The organism is Paraburkholderia sp. CNPSo 3272 (assembly GCF_024206495.1).
Taxonomy (GTDB): Bacteria; Pseudomonadota; Gammaproteobacteria; order Burkholderiales; family Burkholderiaceae; genus Paraburkholderia.
Genome location: NZ_JAMBPQ010000007.1, coordinates 202,525 through 218,716 on the forward strand (window position 1 = coordinate 202,525; position 16,192 = coordinate 218,716).

Sequence of the window (16,192 nt, forward strand, 5' to 3'; positions counted from 1 at the left end):
CTACTCACAAGGGCGGCCTGCGCGAGCGGCGCGCGGCACACCCGCCGTTTTGCTTTTTTCCATGATCGAAATTCGAAACGTGTCCCAGCGCTTCGCCGGCCCACAAGGCTGGATCGAGGCACTGCACAACGTCAATCTGACGATTCCGCCGGGCGAAGTGTTCGGCATCATCGGGCGCAGCGGCGCAGGCAAGAGCACGCTCGTGCGCACCATTAACCTGCTCACGCGGCCCACCGAAGGCGACATCGTCGTCAACGCTCGCACGCTCACGTCGCTCTCGTCGGCCGACCTGCGCGAAGCGCGCCGCGAGATCGGCATGATTTTTCAGCACTTCAACCTGCTGTCGTCGCGCACCGTGTTCGACAACGTCGCGCTGCCGCTCGAACTGGCCGGCGTGAAGCGCGCCGAGATCGAAGCGACGGTGCTGCCGCTGCTCGAACTCGTCGGCCTCACCGCGCAGAAAGACCGCTATCCCTCGCAGATCAGCGGCGGCCAGAAGCAGCGCGTGGGGATTGCGCGCGCGCTCGCGAGCAAGCCGAAGGTGCTGCTTTCGGATGAAGCGACCTCGGCGCTCGACCCTGAAACCACGCGCGCGATTCTCGACCTGCTGCGCAAGATCAATCGCGAACTGAACCTGACCATCGTGATGATCACGCACCAGATGGAAGTGATCAAACAGGTCTGCGACCGCGTGGCCGTGCTCGATGCGGGCCGCGTGGTGGAAAGCGGCCCCGTGATCGACGTGTTCCTGCAGCCGCGCCACGAAGTCACGCGCGCGCTGCTCGGCGACGTCATCGCCCAGGAATTGCCGCCAGCGCTCAAGGCGCGCGTGGCCGAGCATCTCGCCAAGGGCAGCGGCCACTTGCTGCGCCTCGCGTTCAAGGGCACGGGCGTCGACCAGCCGGTTCTCTCGGAGACGATTCGCCGCTTCGAACTCGATTTCAACATCCTGCACGGCCAGATCGACGAGATCCAGGGGCAGGCGTTCGGCTCGCTCGCGGTGCTCGCGGGCGGCGATCCGGTGAAAGTGGCGCAGGCCATGGCGTGGCTGCGCGAACAAGGTGTCGTGGTGGAGGAACTGTCCCATGTGGAGTGAAATGTTCGACATGTTCGTCCAGTCGTTCTGGGAGACGCTCGTCATGGTGGGCATCTCGGGACTCGTGGGCGCGGCCATCGGCCTGCCGCTCGGCGTGCTTCTCTATCTGACCGATCGCAACGGCGTGTTGCAGAACATCGCCGCGAATCGCGCGATGGGGGTGATCGTCAATGCCGTGCGTTCCACGCCGTTCATCATCCTGCTCGTTGCCGTGATTCCGTTTACGCGCCTCGTGGTCGGCTCGTCGATCGGCACGGCGGCCGCCGTCGTGCCGCTGACCATCGCCGCTGCGCCGTTCATCGCGCGGCTCGTCGAAACGGCGCTGCGCGAAGTCGATCGCGGCCTGATCGAAGCGGCCCAGGCCATGGGCGCGAGCACGAGCCAGATCGTCTTCAAGGTGCTGCTGCCCGAGTCGCTGCCGGGCGTGGTGGCGGGGCTCACCATCACGTTCATCTCGCTCGTCGGCTATTCGGCGATGGCCGGCGCGATCGGCGGCGGCGGTCTGGGCGACCTCGGCATCCGCTACGGCTATCAGCGCTTCGAACCCGAAGTCATGCTGATCGTAGTCGTGATCCTGATCGTGTTCGTGCAGCTCGTGCAGTCGTTCGGCGACTGGCTCGTGCGCCGCCTGAGCCACAAATAAGCCTTAAAACAAGCGGTTTTTCGATCAACCTAACTACACAAGACAAAGGTTGGGTATGCAACGTCGTTTCATGATCCGGCTCGTCGCGGCGCTTGGCGCGGCTTCGCTCATCGCACCGCTTGCTGCGCACGCGGACGAAACCATCAAGGTGGGCGTGACGGGCGGCCCGCACGAGCAGGTGCTGGAAGTCGTGAAGAGCGTGGCTGCGAAGAACGGCCTGAACATCAAGATCATCGAGTTCTCGGACTACGTGCAGCCGAACGCGGCGCTCGCGGGCGGCGACCTCGACGCCAACAGCTACCAGCACGCGCCGTATCTCGACGCGCAGGTGAAGGATCGCGGCTACAAGCTCATCAAGATCGCGGACACGGTGACGTTCCCGATGGGCATCTACTCGAAGAAGATCAAATCGCTCGCCGAACTGAAGCCTGGCGCCCGCATCGCGGTGCCGAATGATCCGACGAATGGCGGCCGCGCCTTGCTGCTGCTGCAGAGCCAGGGTCTCATCAAGTTGCGCGCCGACGCAGGGTTGAAGGCGACGCCGCTCGACATCGTGGAAAACCCCAGGAAGCTGAAGATCGTCGAACTCGACGCCGCGCAGATTCCGCGTTCGCTCGACGACGTGGACGCCGCCGCAATCAATACGAACTTCGCCATGCAGGCGGGCCTGAAGCCGAAACAGGACGCGATCGCAATCGAAGACCCGAAGGGGCCGTACGTGAATATCCTCGCGATCCGCGAGGCGGACCGCAACAAGCCCTGGGTCGCGAAACTGGTCGCCGCGTACCACTCGCCGGAAGTGAAGCACTACGTCGAAACGACGTTCGGCGGGGCGGTCATCACCTCCTGGTAGAGCCCGTCGATGCCGTGAAATTAGAGATATTTTTCGGCGCCCGGGCTTGATGCCCGGGTTTTTTTCACCGTAAAATCGCACGATCGTTCGCTACTGACGACCGGGGTGCGGCAGCGGTGGTTCGTGAAAATTGCTGGTGGCAGATCGGCCCGACAGGGCTATCGCTATAATGTCCGCCAGGTTGACGTATTCGTAACTTCGGAGCATGTGAATGAAAGTCCTTGTGCCAGTCAAACGCGTAGTCGATTACAACGTAAAGGTTCGTGTGAAGTCGGATGGCACGGGCGTCGACATCGCCAACGTGAAGATGTCGATGAACCCGTTCGACGAAATCGCCGTGGAAGAGGCGGTGCGTCTGAAGGAAGCGGGCGTGGCGACGGAAGTCATCGCGGTGTCTGCGGGCGTCACGCAAGCGCAGGAAACGCTGCGTACGGCGCTGGCCATCGGCGCGGATCGCGCGATCCTCATCGAGTCGAACGAAGACCTGCAGCCGCTGGCTGTGGCCAAGCTGCTGAAGGCGCTGGTCGACAAGGAACAGCCGCAACTGGTCATTCTCGGCAAGCAGGCCATCGACGACGATTCGAACCAGACCGGCCAGATGCTCGCCGCGCTGGCGAACCTGCCGCAAGCCACGTTCGCCTCGAAGGTGGTCGTAGCCGACGGCAAGGCGACCGTGTCGCGCGAAGTGGATGGCGGCGCGGAAACGCTGTCGCTCACGCTGCCCGCAGTCGTCACGACGGATCTGCGCCTGAACGAGCCGCGCTACGTCACGCTGCCGAACATCATGAAGGCGAAGAAGAAGCCGCTGGAAACCGTGAAGCCGGAAGACCTGGGCGTCGACGTCACGCCGCGTCTGAAGACGCTGAAGGTTGCCGAGCCGCCGAAGCGAACGGCCGGCGTGAAGGTGCCGGACGTGAAGACGCTGGTCGAGAAGCTGAAGACCGAAGCCAAGGTGCTGTAAGGGGAGCGAAATAAAATGACGAATCTGGTTATTGCCGAACACGACAATCAGTCGATCAAGGCCGCGACGCTGAACACGGTCGCTGCAGCACAGAAGATTGGTGGCGACGTGCACGTGCTGGTCGCGGGCCACAATGCGCAGTCCGCAGCGGACGCAGCTGCGAAGATCGCAGGCGTGGCGAAGGTGCTGCTCGCCGACGCGCCGCAACTGGAGCAGGGCCTTGCTGAGAACGTCGAAGCAACGGTGCTGGGCATTGCGAAGAACTACACGCACATCCTCGCGCCGGCAACGGCAGCGGGCAAGAACGTCACGCCGCGTATCGCCGCGAAGCTCGACGTCGCGCAGATCAGCGATATCACGGCAGTCGACAGCGCCGACACGTTCGAGCGTCCGATCTACGCCGGCAACGCAATCGCAATCGTCCAGTCGAGCGACCCGATCAAGGTGATCACGGTCCGCACGACCGGTTTTGATCCCGTCGAGGCCGTTGGCGGCAGCGCAGCAGTCGAGAAGATCGAAGCGGCAGCAGACAGCGGTCTCACGCAGTTCGTGGGCCGTGAAGTCACGAAGCTCGACCGTCCGGAACTCACGAGCGCGAAGATCATCGTTTCGGGTGGCCGCGGTCTCGGCAGCGGCGAGAACTACGCGTTGGTGCTGGAGCCGCTCGCGGACAAGCTCAACGCCGCACTTGGCGCATCGCGCGCAGCAGTCGATGCAGGCTACGTGCCGAACGACTACCAGGTCGGCCAGACCGGCAAGATCGTCGCGCCGCAACTCTATGTGGCGGTCGGCATCTCCGGTGCGATTCAGCACCTTGCGGGCATGAAGGACTCGAAGGTCATCGTCGCGATCAACAAGGACGAAGAAGCACCGATCTTCAGCGTGGCCGATTACGGCCTCGTGGGCGACCTGTTCACGGTCGTGCCGGAACTCGTGAAGGAACTCGGCTGAATCCGGCCGGTGTATCCAGCGACGAGCGCCGCGATCATGATTGAACGCGTGGCGTAAGACGAAGCAACAAAGGGGCGCCGCGGCGCCCCTTTGTCATTTGAGGAACCGCATACCGACAGGAGGAGACTGAAATGTACCAGGCGCCCACGAACGACATGCTGTTCGTCATGAAGGAACTTGCCGGCCTCGAAGAAATCGCCAAATTGCCGGGCGGCGAAGACGCCACGCCCGAAACGGTCGAAGCGGTGTTGCACGAAGCCGCGAAGCTGTGCGGCGAAGTGCTCGAGCCGCTGAACGCCGAAGGAGACCGCAATCCGAGCCGCTGGGAAAACGGCAACGTGCACGCCACGCCCGGTTTCACGGCGGCATTCCGGCAATACGTGGAAGGCGGCTGGCAAGGCGTGCAGCATCCTCAGGAATACGAAGGACAAGGTTTGCCGAAGCTCGTCGGCACGCCGTGCGTGGAAATGCTCAACGCGGCGAATCTCTCGTTCGCGCTGTGTCCGCTACTCACCGACGGCGCCATCGAAGCGCTCCTCACCGCCGGCAGCGAAGCGCAAAAGCAGCGCTTCGTGCCGAAGCTCATCTCCGGCGACTGGACCGGTACGATGAACCTCACCGAGCCGCAGGCGGGCTCCGATCTCGCCGCCGTGCGCACGCGCGCCGAGCCGCAAGGCGACGGCACGTACAAGGTGTTCGGTACGAAGATCTTCATCACGTGGGGCGAGCACGACATGGCGGAGAACATTGTCCATCTCGTGCTCGCGCGCACGCCCACGGCGCCCGAAGGCGTGAAGGGCATCTCGCTGTTCATCGTGCCGAAGTTTCTCGTCAACGACGACGGCACGCTGGGCGCGCGCAACGACGTGCACTGTGTGTCGATCGAACACAAGCTCGGCATCAAGGCGAGCCCGACCGCCGTGCTGCAGTTCGGCGACCATGGCGGCGCGATTGGCCAGTTGATCGGCGAAGAGAATCGCGGCCTCGAATACATGTTCATCATGATGAACGCGGCGCGTTTCGCCGTGGGCATGCAGGGCGTGGCCATCTCCGATCGCGCCTACCAGAAGGCGCTCGCCTATGCGAAGGAGCGCGTGCAGAGCCGCCCGGTGGACGGATCCGCGAAAGCGGCGGTGAGCATCATCCATCACCCCGACGTGCGCCGCATGCTCGCCACGATGCGTGCGCTCACCGAAGCCGCGCGTGCGCTGGCTTATGTGGCGGCGGGCGAGAGCGACCGCGCGCATGGCGACCCCGACGAGGCGGCCCGTGCGCGGCATCAGGCGCGCTACGAGTATCTCGTGCCGATCGTGAAGGGCTGGAGCACCGAACTGGCGCTCGAAGTGACGAGCCTCGGCGTGCAGGTGCATGGCGGCATGGGCTTCATCGAGGAAACGGGCGCGGCGCAGTTCTACCGTGACGCGCGCATTCTGCCGATCTACGAGGGCACGACGGCGATCCAGGCGAACGATCTCATCGGACGCAAGACGTTGCGCGACGGCGGTGCGGCGGCAAAGGCGCTGCTTGCCGATATCGCGCAGACCGTCGACGCGCTGGCCGCGCAACAAGGCGCGGCGTTCGAGTCGATGTGCAAGCATCTCGCGCTCGGCAAAGAGGCACTGGCGTCGGCCGTGGACTTCGTGCTCGCGAAGGCGAAAAGCGATCCGAACGCGGTGTTCGCGGGCAGCGTGCCGTATCTGGAGCTGGCGGGCATCGTGCTGGGTGGCTGGCAGATGGCGCGCGCGATGCTCGCCTCGCAGCGTCTCATGCAGGAGGACCCGAAGTTTCATGGCGCGAAGATCGCCACGGCGCAGTTCTTCGCGCAACACGTCTTGCCGCAGGCGGTGGCGCTCGAAGCGGCGATCGTCAGCGCAAACGGCAGCGAGGGCGTGCTGGCGCTGGGGGAGGATCAGTTCTGACGCCGCCGCGCGCGAGTCAAGGCGAGAAATGAAACACGGCGCCCTGGAGGCGCCGTGTTCGTTCACGCAGCGTGACTAGCTTCAGGCGTATGCCGGGCGATGCGAGCCCTGCGTGTCGCCGAGATAGCGGTGCACCGAAAGATCGTCGGCGCGGATGGCGGGTTGCTTGCCCGAGATCAGGTCGGCGAGCAACTGGCCCGAGCCGCACGACATCGTCCAGCCGAGCGTGCCGTGACCCGTGTTCAGGAACAGGTTCGAGATCGGCGTGCGGCCGACGACCGGGGTGCCGTCCGGCGTCATCGGGCGCAGGCCGGTCCAGAAGGTGGCCTTCGTCGTGTCGCCGCCGCCCGGGAACAGGTCGTTGACGCACATTTCGAGCGTTTCGCGGCGCGCTTGCTTGAGCGTCTTGTCGAAGCCGACGATCTCGGCCATGCCGCCCACGCGGATGCGGTCGTCAAAACGCGTGATCGCGATCTTGTAGGTTTCGTCGAGCACGGTCGAAACCGGCGCGGCACTCGCTTTCACGATCGGCGCGGTGATCGAATAGCCCTTGAGCGGATAGACCGGAATCTTCATGAGGCCTGCGAGCATCTTCGTCGAGAAGGAGCCGAGTGCGACCACGAACGAATCAGCACGCACCAACTCGCTGCCGCATTGCACGCCCGCGACACGGTCACCTTGCATGGCGAGGCCGTCGATCGGCGTGTTGTAGCGGAATTTCACGCCCAGCTGTTCGGCCATCGCGGCAAGACGCGTGGTGAACAGCTGGCAGTCGCCGGTTTCGTCGCCGGGCAGACGCAGCCCGCCCGTGAGCTTGCCCGACACCGCGGCGAGCGCGGGTTCGGCGCGGCCGAGTTCGGCGGCAGTGAGCAGTTCGTACGGGACGTTCGCGTCTTCGAGCACAGCGATGTCCTTCGCCGCGCCTTCAAACTGCTGCTGGGTGCGGAACACCTGGAGCGTGCCGCCCGTGCGGCCTTCATACTGAATGCCGGTGTCGGCGCGCAGCGCCTGCAGACAGTCGCGGCTGTACTCGGCGAGGCGCACCATGCGGCCCTTGTTGAGCGCGTAGCGTTCGGGCGTGCAGTTCTGCAGCATCTGCCACATCCACTGCAGCTGGAATTTGGTGCCGTCCAGACGAATGGCGAGCGGCGCGTGCTTCTCGAACATCCACTTGATCGCCTTGAGCGGGACGCCAGGTGCTGCCCACGGCGCGGCGTAGCCCGGCGAAATCTGGCCGGCGTTGGCAAAACTGGTTTCGAGCGCGGGACCGGCCTCGCGGTCGATCACCGTGACTTCGTGGCCCGCGCGGGCGAGATACCAGGCGCTGGCCACCCCGACCACACCACTGCCCAACACGACGACTCGCATAGCTGCTCCATAGAGATTCGTTGAGCTACGCCGCGTTGCCCGGACCCTGGAAGCGGATGTTGTGGCACCCATAGGGGAGAAGGCATGAAAATTCGGCTATAGCCAGTATTTGTAGCTATGCTATTGTTGTACGTCCAGGTTTTGTTATCGTATTTTTCGGATTTTCGGGAAGAAATCATGAGAACGCAGCGCCAACCGGTCCGCGCGCTCGACCGGCTCGATCACCGCATCCTGAAGCTGCTTCAGGAGGACGGCCGCATGGCGATGAAGGACCTCGCGGAGCAGGTCGGGCTCTCGGTCACACCGTGCATCGAGCGCGTCAAACGCATGGAGCGCGACGGCGTGATCACGGGCTACTTCGCGCGCGTGAATCCCTCGGTGCTGGGTGCGGCGCTGCTCGTGTTCGTGGAGATCACGCTCGACCACAAGAGCGGCAACATGTTCGACCAGTTCCGCCGCGAGGTGCAGAAGATTCCCGAAGTGCTCGAATGCCACCTCGTCTCCGGCGACTTCGACTATCTCATCAAGGCGCGCATTGGCGAGATGGCCGACTACCGCAAGCTGCTCGGCGACATCCTGCTGCAACTGCCGGGCGCTGTGCAGTCGAAGAGCTACGTGGTGATGGAAGAGATCAAGGAGACGCTGACCATCGCCGTGGGTGAATGACCTGGCTCACTGCGGCGGCTGAAAGCACCCCGTTTTTAGGACTCGACAACGCGGATCGATACTGTATATTTATACAGTATCGATCCGCGTTTTTTATGTCCGCGTTTTCTTGCCTATTTCGCTTAAGCCGTGACCGACTCCCATCACCCCGATCCCGACGCCTGGTATCCCGTTGCGCCGCCCACGGCGCGCAAGGGGCGCGGGGCGGTCACGAACCTGCAAGGGCGCTACGAAGTCGACCAGCGCGAAGCGTTCGATGACGGCTGGCAGCAGGCGGGTGTCGGCGGGGAGCGCGATGGCGAAGGCGATGAAACCGGCGAGCCCAGGCTGCGCACCGAAGTCTTTGAAGAGCGCGCGAAAAGCATCCTCACGCGCAACCAGTCGCCGGACATTCCGTTCAACGTCTCGCTCAATCCTTACCGCGGCTGCGAACATGGCTGCATCTATTGCTTCGCGCGGCCCACGCACAGCTATCTCGGTCTGTCGCCAGGGCTGGATTTCGAGAGCCGCATCTACGCGAAGGTCAATGCGGCGGAATTGCTTGCGCGGGAAATCGCGAAGCCGTCGTACGAGCCCGAGCCGATTGCGCTGGGCGTGAATACCGACGCCTGGCAACCAGTGGAGCGCGAGATGCGCATCACGCGCCGCGTGGTCGAAGTGCTGGCGGAACGGCAGCATCCGTTCGCGGCCATCACGAAATCCTCGCTGATCGAGCGCGATCTCGACCTCCTCGCGCCGATGGCAGCGCGCCAGCAGTTCATGGCGGCGATCACGATCACCACGCTCGACGCCGATATCGCCCGCACGCTCGAACCGCGTGCGGCGACGCCCGCGCGGCGGCTACGCACCATCCGCACGCTGGCCGAAGCCGGCGTGCCGGTGGGCGTGAGCATCGCACCGGTGATTCCGTTCGTGACCGAGCCCGACATGGAGCGCGTGCTCGAAGCCTGCGCCGAGGCCGGTGCGACAAGCGCGAGCTACATCGTGCTGCGTCTACCATGGGAGGTCGCGCCGCTGTTCCAGGACTGGCTGGCGGCGCACTTCCCGCAGCGCGCCGAGCGCGTGATGAGCCGCGTGCGCGACATGCGCGGCGGCAAGGATTACGAGTCGGCGTTTTCGCAGCGCATGAAGGGCACGGGGCTTTGGGCCGACCTGCTCAAGCAGCGCTTTCATAATGCCGCGCGGCGCCTCGGGCTCAACGAGCGGCGCCACGGCATTCTGGATATGTCGGCGTTCGTGCAGTCGAAGGCCGTGCGCGAAAAGCCGCAGCTCGACCTGTTCTGAGCCGTTACCGTGCGATTTACTGCGAGAGCGCCTTCGCGGCTTCGACCTGCGACTCGAAGTACGTTTGAAACGAGAGCGCGAGTCCCGTCATCAGCAGGAATGCGCCTATCAGGAGCGAGAAGATCACGACGAAGATCACCGTCCAGCCCGAGCGGCTCGTGCGGCCTTGCTCCACGAACGCGGCGTTGAACTGCTCGTCCCATTTGGCGTCGGGGCGTAGCCCGTAGACGATCGCCGCGAGGAACGCCGAGAAGACCGACAATGCGCCAATCACGGCGAGCACCCAGCCGGGAATCGAGGCGCGCTCGGTGGCGACGAGCAGCATTACGCCCGGAATGCCGATGAGCGTGCCGAACAAATGCGCCCAGCCCCACACGTCGCGTGGGCCGTACAGATAGAAGCGGTGTGCGCCGAGGCTGCCAAACAGGAAGGCGAGGGCGGCGGTGAGCGTCTTGGAGCGAAAGCGTGCGAGGTTCTTGTCGTTGGGCATGGGCTCGGGCGAAACGTGGGCGTTCGGCCGCCATGGGCGCATCACGTCGAACGCACACGGGCCGCCGGGCATTGTATGCCGCTCGCCGCGCTTGCAGCACAAGCGCGCTTATGCCCGGCACCATGGCTGCAGCTTCAAGATGGCTGTCGCGTCACGGGTTCGTGTAGGTCACGCGATAAATCGCGCCCGCATAGTCGTCGCTGACGAGGAGCGAGCCGTCGGGCAGCGTGAGTACGTCGGCGGGGCGGCCCCATTGGGTCTCGTCGGAGTTGAGCCAGCCCTGCGCGAATACGTCCTGGCGCGCGTTCGTGCCGTCGGGGTTGGCGCTCACGCGCACCACGCGATAGCCGACCTTCTTGCTGCGGTTCCACGAACCGTGCTCGGCGATAAAAATGCTGTTCTTATAGTCGGCCGGGAACATCGATCCGGTATAGAAGCGCATGCCGAGCGACGCCACGTGCGCGCCGAGTTTGAGGGCCGGCGGCGTAAAGCCGCTGCACGGATGACCTGCGCCGAACTCGGGGTCGGCGACATTGCCGCCGTGGCAATACGGAAAGCCGAAGTCCTCGCCCACGTGCGCGAGGCGGTTCAGTTTGTCGTCGGGGATGTCGTCGCCGAGCATGTCGCGGCCGTTGTCGGTGAACCAGAGTTCGTGCGTCTGCGGATGCCACGCGAAGCCGACCGTGTTGCGCACGCCGCGAGCGATGGTCTCGTAGTGCGAGCCGTCCGGGTCCATACGCCCGATCATCGCAAAATGCACGCGCTGCGGGTCGCTGGCGGGCAGGCAGACGTTGCATGGCGCGCCCTGCGGCACGTAGAGCTTGCCGTCGGGGCCGAAGGCGATGAATTTCCAGCCGTGGTGGCGCTCGGAGGGCAGCGAATCCGTGACGACGACGGCTTTGGGCGGATCATCGAGATGACGGTCGATCTCATCGAGCCGCACGATCGACGACACCGCCGAAACGTACAGTGCGCCGTTGCGCCAGGCCACGCCCACCGGCATCGACAGTCCCGAGGCCACGATATGGCGCTTGGCGGCTTTGCCGTCCTTGAGTTCGAGCGCGTAGACATCGCCGCCTATACTCCCCACATACAGGAGGGTGCCGTTGCCCGACAGCGTCATTTCGCGCGCGCCGGGTACGTCGGCGCAAAGCACCTCGATGTGGAAGCCCGGCGGCAGCTTGATGCGGTCGATGGGAAGCGCCGCGTGAGCGTACGGCGCCGCGAGCAGGGCGGCGGCAACGGCGAACCACGCCGCTGTGAAGCGTCTGGCCGATGCGCGAGACACCGGAAAACGGGAGCCGCCGCCCACGCCGCCGCTACAACCGCGACGCAGCCATTGCATGAGTCGTCTGAAAGTCGCCACAATTCGCTCCAGGGCCCGCCCATCGTGGGCATGAGCCGCAGTTTGACCGCTGTATCTCGCCGCTTTGCGCGCGCTGGCGCGCAATTTCCCGTTAAGTGTTTGTTATGCCTCCGGTTTCGGGCTATAATCGCATGTTTCAGTAGTCCCGAACCCCCGGTTTTCAAGGATTTTAGTATGGTCATCATCCGTCTGGCACGCGGCGGCTCGAAGAAGCGCCCGTTCTACAACATCGTCGCAACCGACTCGCGCAACCGTCGCGACGGCCGTTTCATCGAGCGCGTGGGCTTCTACAACCCGGTCGCTACGAAGGGTGAAACGCTGCGTATCGCTCAAGATCGCGTGACGTACTGGAAGGAAAACGGCGCGCAAATGTCGCCGGCCGTCGAGCGCCTCGTGAAGGAAGCGCAAAAGACCGCCGCCGCTGCGCCGGCTGCTTAAGTCTTTAAGCGTCTTTTCAGTCTGTTGTCCGTGTTTTGCCCGCGTACGCGCTGCATGATCCGCGTATGCAATATCAAGCTGGTCGCAAGGGGTGCCGATGTCCGCGCATGACGCAAAATCTGCCGTAGAGGCGAACGACGCGTCGGAAAGCGGGGCGCCCGAAGTTGCGACTGGCGGCGCCGGCAAGGCTGCCGCCCGCGGCGCGCCGTCGTTTGGCGCGTTCGTGCGCAAACCTGCGCGCGAGAACGCCGCGAAAGCCGCGCCCGCAGGTGAGAGCCTACGCGCCGAAACCGAAGCGAGTTGGCCGGCCGACGCCGTTGAAGTCGGCGCCGTGATCGACGCCTATGGCCTCAAGGGCTGGCTGAAGATCGCGCCGCACGCGCAGGACGGCCGCGCGCTGCTTTCCGCTAAACGCTGGTGGCTCCTCAAGGGCCGCGAGGGTCAGGCGCATCGCGAGCGTCATTGCGCGGTGCGCGTGAGCGCCAAGGTTCATGGCGACAGCGTCGTCGGCCAGTTGGCGGGCCTGGACGACCGCGATGCCGCGCTGCTGTTGCGCGGCGCACGCGTGTACGTGAGCCGGGCCGACTTCCCGGCGCCTGCGGCCGATGAATATTACTGGGTCGACCTGATCGGGCTCGACGTCGCCAATGAGGCCGGCGTCGAGCTCGGCAAGGTTGCCGACCTGATCGACAATGGCGCGCAATCGGTGTTGCGTGTCACGTATGCGTCCACGGACAAGGATGGCAAGCCGGCCAGCGGCGAGCGCCTGATCCCGTTTGTAGGCGTGTTCGTGAAGACGGTGGACCTGGCGGCGAAGCGTATCGTCGTCGACTGGGAAGCCGACTACTAAGCAGCGGCAACGCTGCGGCAACCCCGCCGCGCGCCTTGATTCAATTTCGCTGAACGGAGAGAGCGATGCAGTTCGATGTCGTCACGCTCTTTCCCGAGATGTTCCGCGCGCTGACCGACTGGGGTATTACTAGCCGGGCGGCGAAGCAGCAGCGTTACACGTTGCGCACGTGGAATCCGCGTGATTTCACGACCGACAACTACCGTACGATCGACGACCGCCCCTACGGCGGCGGGCCCGGCATGGTCATGCTGGCGAGGCCGCTCGAAGCGGCGATCGACGCGGCAAAGGCCGCGCAGGCGCAAGCCGGCGTGAGCGCTCCGCGGGTGCTGCTGATGTCGCCGCAAGGCAAGCCGCTCACGCACGAACGCGTCATGCAGTTCGCGCAGGAGCCGGGTCTCGTGATGTTGTGCGGCCGCTACGAAGCGATCGACCAGCGTCTCGTCGACCGCTGCGTGGACGAAGAAGTGAGCCTCGGCGACTTCGTGCTCTCGGGGGGCGAATTGCCCGCGATGGCCTTGATGGACGCCGTGGTGCGCAACCTGCCGGGCGTGCTGGGCGATGCGCTTTCGGCGGTGCAGGACAGCTTCGTCGACGGTTTGCTCGACTGCCCGCATTACACGCGCCCCGAGGAATACGACGGCGTGCGCGTGCCCGATGTGCTGCTTGGCGGCCATCATGCGGAAATCGAGCAATGGCGTCGCCGCGAGGCGTTGCGCAACACGTGGAACAAGCGGCCCGATCTGATCGCGCGGGCCAGAAAGAACAAGATGTTGAGCCGGGCCGACGAGGCGTGGCTCGCTAGTCTCGCGAAGGGCTCGAACGAAGCGTAAGGCTTCGGGCGTGCGCGACAAGGGGCGCAAAAGGCGGTGCCGCTTCATGCGTGAACGGCGCCAGTTGTGAATCCATCCTCTATCGGGGCCGTAGTGCAGCCAACCCTGCACAGGTACGAACGCCGACAAGATGGCATACGGAGTCAATCCATGAATCTGATTGAAAAACTCGAGCAGGAAGAGATCCAGCGCGTGCTGGGCGAGAAGACCATCCCCGAATTCGCCCCCGGCGATACGGTGATCGTCAACGTGAACGTGGTTGAAGGTAACCGCAAGCGCGTTCAGGCATACGAAGGCGTCGTGATCGCGAAGCGTAACCGCGGCCTGAACTCGTCGTTCATCGTGCGCAAGATCTCGTCGGGCGAAGGCGTCGAGCGTACGTTCCAGACGTACTCGCCGCTGCTGGCCAGCATCGTGGTGAAGCGTCGCGGCGACGTGCGTCGCGCGAAGCTGTACTACCTGCGCAACCTGTCGGGCAAGAAGGCACGTATCAAGGAAAAGCTGGTGTCGAAAGACCGCGCAGCTGCTCCGGCCGACCAGGCGTAAAAGCTGTAAGAAAGAAGCACCCTTCGGGGTGCTTTTTTCTTTTTGGCCGCAAAATAATCTCGTGTACATGTAATCCGAGACGCCCGTTGATCCGCCCAGTATTTGAACCCGAAAGCCTGCCGATCGAATCGACGGGCGCGAGCCTTCCGCAAGTCGCCGCGGAGCGCCTGACCGCCGCTGGTTTGCGCACGCGCTTTGAGCAGCGCCTGCCGTGGGACCCTGAACCCCAGGAAGCGCGTCTCTTCGAGATGCGCGATCCGCGCGAGGCCGCCGTGCTGATGCCCATCGCGTTGCGCCCGGCCGGCCTGACTGTGCTGCTCACCCAGCGCGCCGACAACCTCAGCAATCATGCGGGCCAGGTGAGCTTTCCCGGCGGCAGCCGCGAACCTTCCGACCCCACGCCCATCGCCGCCGCGCTGCGCGAGGCGCACGAGGAAGTGAACCTCGACCCCGCGCGTGTCGAGGTCCTCGGCGCATTGCCCGACTACCTCACTGGCACGGGCTTCAGGGTCACGCCCGTGGTCGGTCTCGTGCACGAGCCATTCAGTCTCGCGGCGGACTCGCTCGAAGTGGCGAGCATCTTCGAGGTGCCGCTCAGCTTTCTCATGAACCCGGTGCATCACCAGGTGCGCGTGCTCCGTTGGGAAGGCGGCGAGCGGCGCTTTTATGCGATGCCGTATCCGGACCGCAATGCGCCGGATCTCAACGGGCCCGAACCCGTCGTCGCGTCCGGCGTCGGGTCCTCGCACTTCATCTGGGGGGCGACAGCGGGCATGCTGCGCAACTTCTACCGTTTCCTGCTCGCGTAGCACGTCTGGCGGCGCGTGCAAGCGCCGCCGCGCACTGTTGCGAGTTTGCCGCCCGAATTGCCGGCGATGGTCAGGCACATCTGGCCCTGTGATATCGTTGCAACACTTTAATAAAACCCCTTCCGCAACCCGATCTGCACGGCGCGTCGCATGACCTTCTTTTCCGTATTGCTGGCTCTCGTCATCGAACAGGTGCGGGCGCTGTCGCCCAATAATCCGGTCATGGCGCTCGTGCGCCTCAATGCTGAATGGGCCGCCCACGGCTTCGACGCGGGCAAGCAGAAGCATGGGCTCCTCGCGTGGCTCGTGGTCGTGCTGCCGTGGACGCTTGCCACGGCGCTCGTGTACTACGTGCTGTACCACATCAGCTTCGTGCTGGCGTTCCTGTGGAACGTGGTGGTCGTGTACTTCACGCTCGGCTTTCGCCAGTTCAGCCACTATTTCACCGACATCCATCTCGCGCTGAACAACGACGACGTACCGCGCGCGCGTGAAATCCTCCACGAATGGACCGGCATCGACGCCGTGGACATGCCCGTGAGCGAGATCGTGCGCCACACGCTCATTCACGCGGTGATCGCGTCGCATCGGCACGTATTCGGCGTGTTCTTCTGGTTTCTCGTGCCGATCGGGCCCGCGGGCGCCGTGCTGTACCGCATCGCCGAATATCTCGCGCGCGAGTGGGCGCGTCCCGCCGAGGACCGTACCGAGGCGTTCTCGAACTTCGCACAGCATGTGTTTTTCGTGATCGACTGGGTGCCTGCGCGGCTCACGTCGCTGGGCTTTGCGATCGTCGGCAACTTCGAGGACGCGATCTACTCCTGGCGCAACCACACGAACCAGTGGCCCGACACCAACGAAGGTGTGCTGCTCGCCACCGGCAGCGGCGCGCTGGGCGCGCGGCTTTCGGGCCCGCTCGCCGAGCAGTCCAGCGTCGATGTGCTCGCGCAGCCGGGCGAGGGCGGTCCGTACACCGTTGGCGACGACTGCACGCCGCGCACGCTGCAATCGGCCGTGGGCCTCGTGTGGCGCGCCGTGATCCTGTGGATGATTCTGCTGCTCATGCTGACGATCGCTGTCTGGCTCTGAGCGCTGCAGCGCTGAGTCGCAGAAATGCAA

The 16,192-nt window shown here is 64.5% G+C and carries 17 protein-coding genes; 14 read left to right on the forward strand and 3 right to left on the reverse strand.

Translation table 11 applies throughout. The annotated features are described in order from the left end of the window. The first annotated feature begins 61 nt into the window (after nucleotides 1–61). The 6 genes from M3I53_RS11945 to M3I53_RS11970 all read left to right on the forward strand — a co-directional run bounded on the left by M3I53_RS11945 (nucleotide 62) and on the right by M3I53_RS11970 (nucleotide 6,423). Nucleotides 62–1,096, forward strand: coding sequence for a methionine ABC transporter ATP-binding protein (locus M3I53_RS11945; protein ID WP_254316131.1), 1,035 nt, complete (start codon nucleotides 62–64; stop codon nucleotides 1,094–1,096). Beyond that, on the forward strand, nucleotides 1,086–1,739 hold the full coding sequence (locus M3I53_RS11950; protein WP_254316132.1) for a methionine ABC transporter permease: 654 nt from the start codon (nucleotides 1,086–1,088) through the stop codon (nucleotides 1,737–1,739). Before M3I53_RS11945 ends, M3I53_RS11950 begins: the two co-directional genes overlap by 11 nt. Nucleotides 1,740–1,794: 55 nt before the next feature. Then, the gene (locus tag M3I53_RS11955) at nucleotides 1,795–2,592 is read left to right on the forward strand and encodes a MetQ/NlpA family ABC transporter substrate-binding protein (RefSeq protein ID WP_254316133.1); all 798 of its coding nucleotides are present in this window, start codon (nucleotides 1,795–1,797) and stop codon (nucleotides 2,590–2,592) included. Nucleotides 2,593–2,803: 211 nt separating this feature from the next. After that, nucleotides 2,804–3,553 carry an electron transfer flavoprotein subunit beta/FixA family protein gene (locus M3I53_RS11960; RefSeq protein ID WP_254316134.1) on the forward strand — a complete coding sequence of 250 codons (750 nt, stop codon included), beginning with the start codon at nucleotides 2,804–2,806 and terminating at the stop codon, nucleotides 3,551–3,553. Nucleotides 3,554–3,568: 15 nt separating this feature from the next. Continuing rightward, nucleotides 3,569–4,504 carry an electron transfer flavoprotein subunit alpha/FixB family protein gene (locus M3I53_RS11965; protein ID WP_254316135.1) on the forward strand — a complete coding sequence of 312 codons (936 nt, stop codon included), beginning with the start codon at nucleotides 3,569–3,571 and terminating at the stop codon, nucleotides 4,502–4,504. 131 nt (nucleotides 4,505–4,635) lie between these two features. Next, entirely contained in the window at nucleotides 4,636–6,423 is a 1,788-nt protein-coding gene (locus tag M3I53_RS11970) for an acyl-CoA dehydrogenase (RefSeq protein ID WP_254316136.1), read from the forward strand. Nucleotides 6,424–6,504: 81 nt separating this feature from the next. On the opposite strand, the gene M3I53_RS11975 is transcribed toward M3I53_RS11970, so the two are convergent. Further along, a complete protein-coding gene (locus tag M3I53_RS11975; protein WP_254316137.1) occupies nucleotides 6,505–7,791 on the reverse strand; it encodes a D-amino acid dehydrogenase in 1,287 nt (428 codons plus the stop codon). A gap of 177 nt (nucleotides 7,792–7,968) precedes the next feature. Between M3I53_RS11975 and M3I53_RS11980 the strand changes: the two genes are divergently transcribed. Both M3I53_RS11980 and M3I53_RS11985 read left to right on the forward strand, forming a co-directional pair. Beyond that, a complete protein-coding gene (locus M3I53_RS11980) occupies nucleotides 7,969–8,457 on the forward strand; it encodes an Lrp/AsnC ligand binding domain-containing protein (protein WP_042261052.1) in 489 nt (162 codons plus the stop codon). 129 nt (nucleotides 8,458–8,586) lie between these two features. Beyond that, complete coding sequence (locus M3I53_RS11985) at nucleotides 8,587–9,741, forward strand: PA0069 family radical SAM protein (RefSeq protein WP_254316138.1); 1,155 nt, start codon at nucleotides 8,587–8,589, stop codon at nucleotides 9,739–9,741. A gap of 16 nt (nucleotides 9,742–9,757) precedes the next feature. On the opposite strand, the gene M3I53_RS11990 is transcribed toward M3I53_RS11985, so the two are convergent. Continuing rightward, the gene (locus M3I53_RS11990) at nucleotides 9,758–10,231 is read right to left on the reverse strand and encodes an NINE protein (protein ID WP_254316139.1); all 474 of its coding nucleotides are present in this window, start codon (nucleotides 10,229–10,231) and stop codon (nucleotides 9,758–9,760) included. 151 nt (nucleotides 10,232–10,382) lie between these two features. Continuing rightward, nucleotides 10,383–11,576 (reverse strand): sorbosone dehydrogenase family protein, encoded by a 1,194-nt coding sequence (locus M3I53_RS11995; protein ID WP_254316140.1) that lies wholly within the window; start codon nucleotides 11,574–11,576, stop codon nucleotides 10,383–10,385. A 195-nt stretch (nucleotides 11,577–11,771) separates the two neighbouring features. On the opposite strand from M3I53_RS11995, the gene rpsP reads away from it, so the two are divergent. The 6 genes from rpsP to M3I53_RS12025 all read left to right on the forward strand — a co-directional run bounded on the left by rpsP (nucleotide 11,772) and on the right by M3I53_RS12025 (nucleotide 16,162). Next, nucleotides 11,772–12,035, forward strand: a complete 264-nt coding sequence (rpsP, locus tag M3I53_RS12000; protein ID WP_028206744.1) for a 30S ribosomal protein S16 — start codon at nucleotides 11,772–11,774, stop codon at nucleotides 12,033–12,035. Between the two features lie 97 nt (nucleotides 12,036–12,132). After that, complete coding sequence (gene rimM, locus M3I53_RS12005; RefSeq protein ID WP_254316141.1) at nucleotides 12,133–12,885, forward strand: ribosome maturation factor RimM; 753 nt, start codon at nucleotides 12,133–12,135, stop codon at nucleotides 12,883–12,885. A 65-nt stretch (nucleotides 12,886–12,950) separates the two neighbouring features. Then, entirely contained in the window at nucleotides 12,951–13,718 is a 768-nt protein-coding gene (gene trmD, locus M3I53_RS12010; protein ID WP_069262619.1) for a tRNA (guanosine(37)-N1)-methyltransferase TrmD, read from the forward strand. 150 nt (nucleotides 13,719–13,868) lie between these two features. Next, nucleotides 13,869–14,264, forward strand: a complete 396-nt coding sequence (rplS, locus tag M3I53_RS12015) for a 50S ribosomal protein L19 (protein WP_028206741.1) — start codon at nucleotides 13,869–13,871, stop codon at nucleotides 14,262–14,264. An 86-nt stretch (nucleotides 14,265–14,350) separates the two neighbouring features. Beyond that, nucleotides 14,351–15,073: a CoA pyrophosphatase gene (locus tag M3I53_RS12020; protein WP_254316142.1), complete on the forward strand. Its 723-nt coding sequence runs from the start codon at nucleotides 14,351–14,353 to the stop codon at nucleotides 15,071–15,073. 150 nt (nucleotides 15,074–15,223) lie between these two features. Next, nucleotides 15,224–16,162 carry a CobD/CbiB family protein gene (locus M3I53_RS12025; RefSeq protein ID WP_254316143.1) on the forward strand — a complete coding sequence of 313 codons (939 nt, stop codon included), beginning with the start codon at nucleotides 15,224–15,226 and terminating at the stop codon, nucleotides 16,160–16,162. Nucleotides 16,163–16,192: the final 30 nt, after the last annotated feature.

What these genes read in the sequence shown, in the direction of transcription:
- rimM (WP_254316141.1), top strand. Translation starts at nt 12,133, where the DNA reads ATGTCCGCGCATGACGCAAAATCTGCCGTAGAGGCGAACGACGCGTCG.
- M3I53_RS11960 (WP_254316134.1), top strand. Translation starts at nt 2,804, where the DNA reads ATGAAAGTCCTTGTGCCAGTCAAACGCGTAGTCGATTACAACGTAAAG.
- M3I53_RS12025 (WP_254316143.1), top strand. Translation starts at nt 15,224, where the DNA reads ATGACCTTCTTTTCCGTATTGCTGGCTCTCGTCATCGAACAGGTGCGG.
- M3I53_RS11995 (WP_254316140.1), bottom strand. Translation starts at nt 11,576, where the DNA reads ATGCAATGGCTGCGTCGCGGTTGTAGCGGCGGCGTGGGCGGCGGCTCC.
- M3I53_RS11990 (WP_254316139.1), bottom strand. Translation starts at nt 10,231, where the DNA reads ATGCCCAACGACAAGAACCTCGCACGCTTTCGCTCCAAGACGCTCACC.
- M3I53_RS11955 (WP_254316133.1), top strand. Translation starts at nt 1,795, where the DNA reads ATGCAACGTCGTTTCATGATCCGGCTCGTCGCGGCGCTTGGCGCGGCT.
- M3I53_RS11965 (WP_254316135.1), top strand. Translation starts at nt 3,569, where the DNA reads ATGACGAATCTGGTTATTGCCGAACACGACAATCAGTCGATCAAGGCC.
- trmD (WP_069262619.1), top strand. Translation starts at nt 12,951, where the DNA reads ATGCAGTTCGATGTCGTCACGCTCTTTCCCGAGATGTTCCGCGCGCTG.
- M3I53_RS11975 (WP_254316137.1), bottom strand. Translation starts at nt 7,791, where the DNA reads ATGCGAGTCGTCGTGTTGGGCAGTGGTGTGGTCGGGGTGGCCAGCGCC.
- rpsP (WP_028206744.1), top strand. Translation starts at nt 11,772, where the DNA reads ATGGTCATCATCCGTCTGGCACGCGGCGGCTCGAAGAAGCGCCCGTTC.
- M3I53_RS11950 (WP_254316132.1), top strand. Translation starts at nt 1,086, where the DNA reads ATGTGGAGTGAAATGTTCGACATGTTCGTCCAGTCGTTCTGGGAGACG.
- rplS (WP_028206741.1), top strand. Translation starts at nt 13,869, where the DNA reads ATGAATCTGATTGAAAAACTCGAGCAGGAAGAGATCCAGCGCGTGCTG.
- M3I53_RS11980 (WP_042261052.1), top strand. Translation starts at nt 7,969, where the DNA reads ATGAGAACGCAGCGCCAACCGGTCCGCGCGCTCGACCGGCTCGATCAC.
- M3I53_RS11970 (WP_254316136.1), top strand. Translation starts at nt 4,636, where the DNA reads ATGTACCAGGCGCCCACGAACGACATGCTGTTCGTCATGAAGGAACTT.
- M3I53_RS11945 (WP_254316131.1), top strand. Translation starts at nt 62, where the DNA reads ATGATCGAAATTCGAAACGTGTCCCAGCGCTTCGCCGGCCCACAAGGC.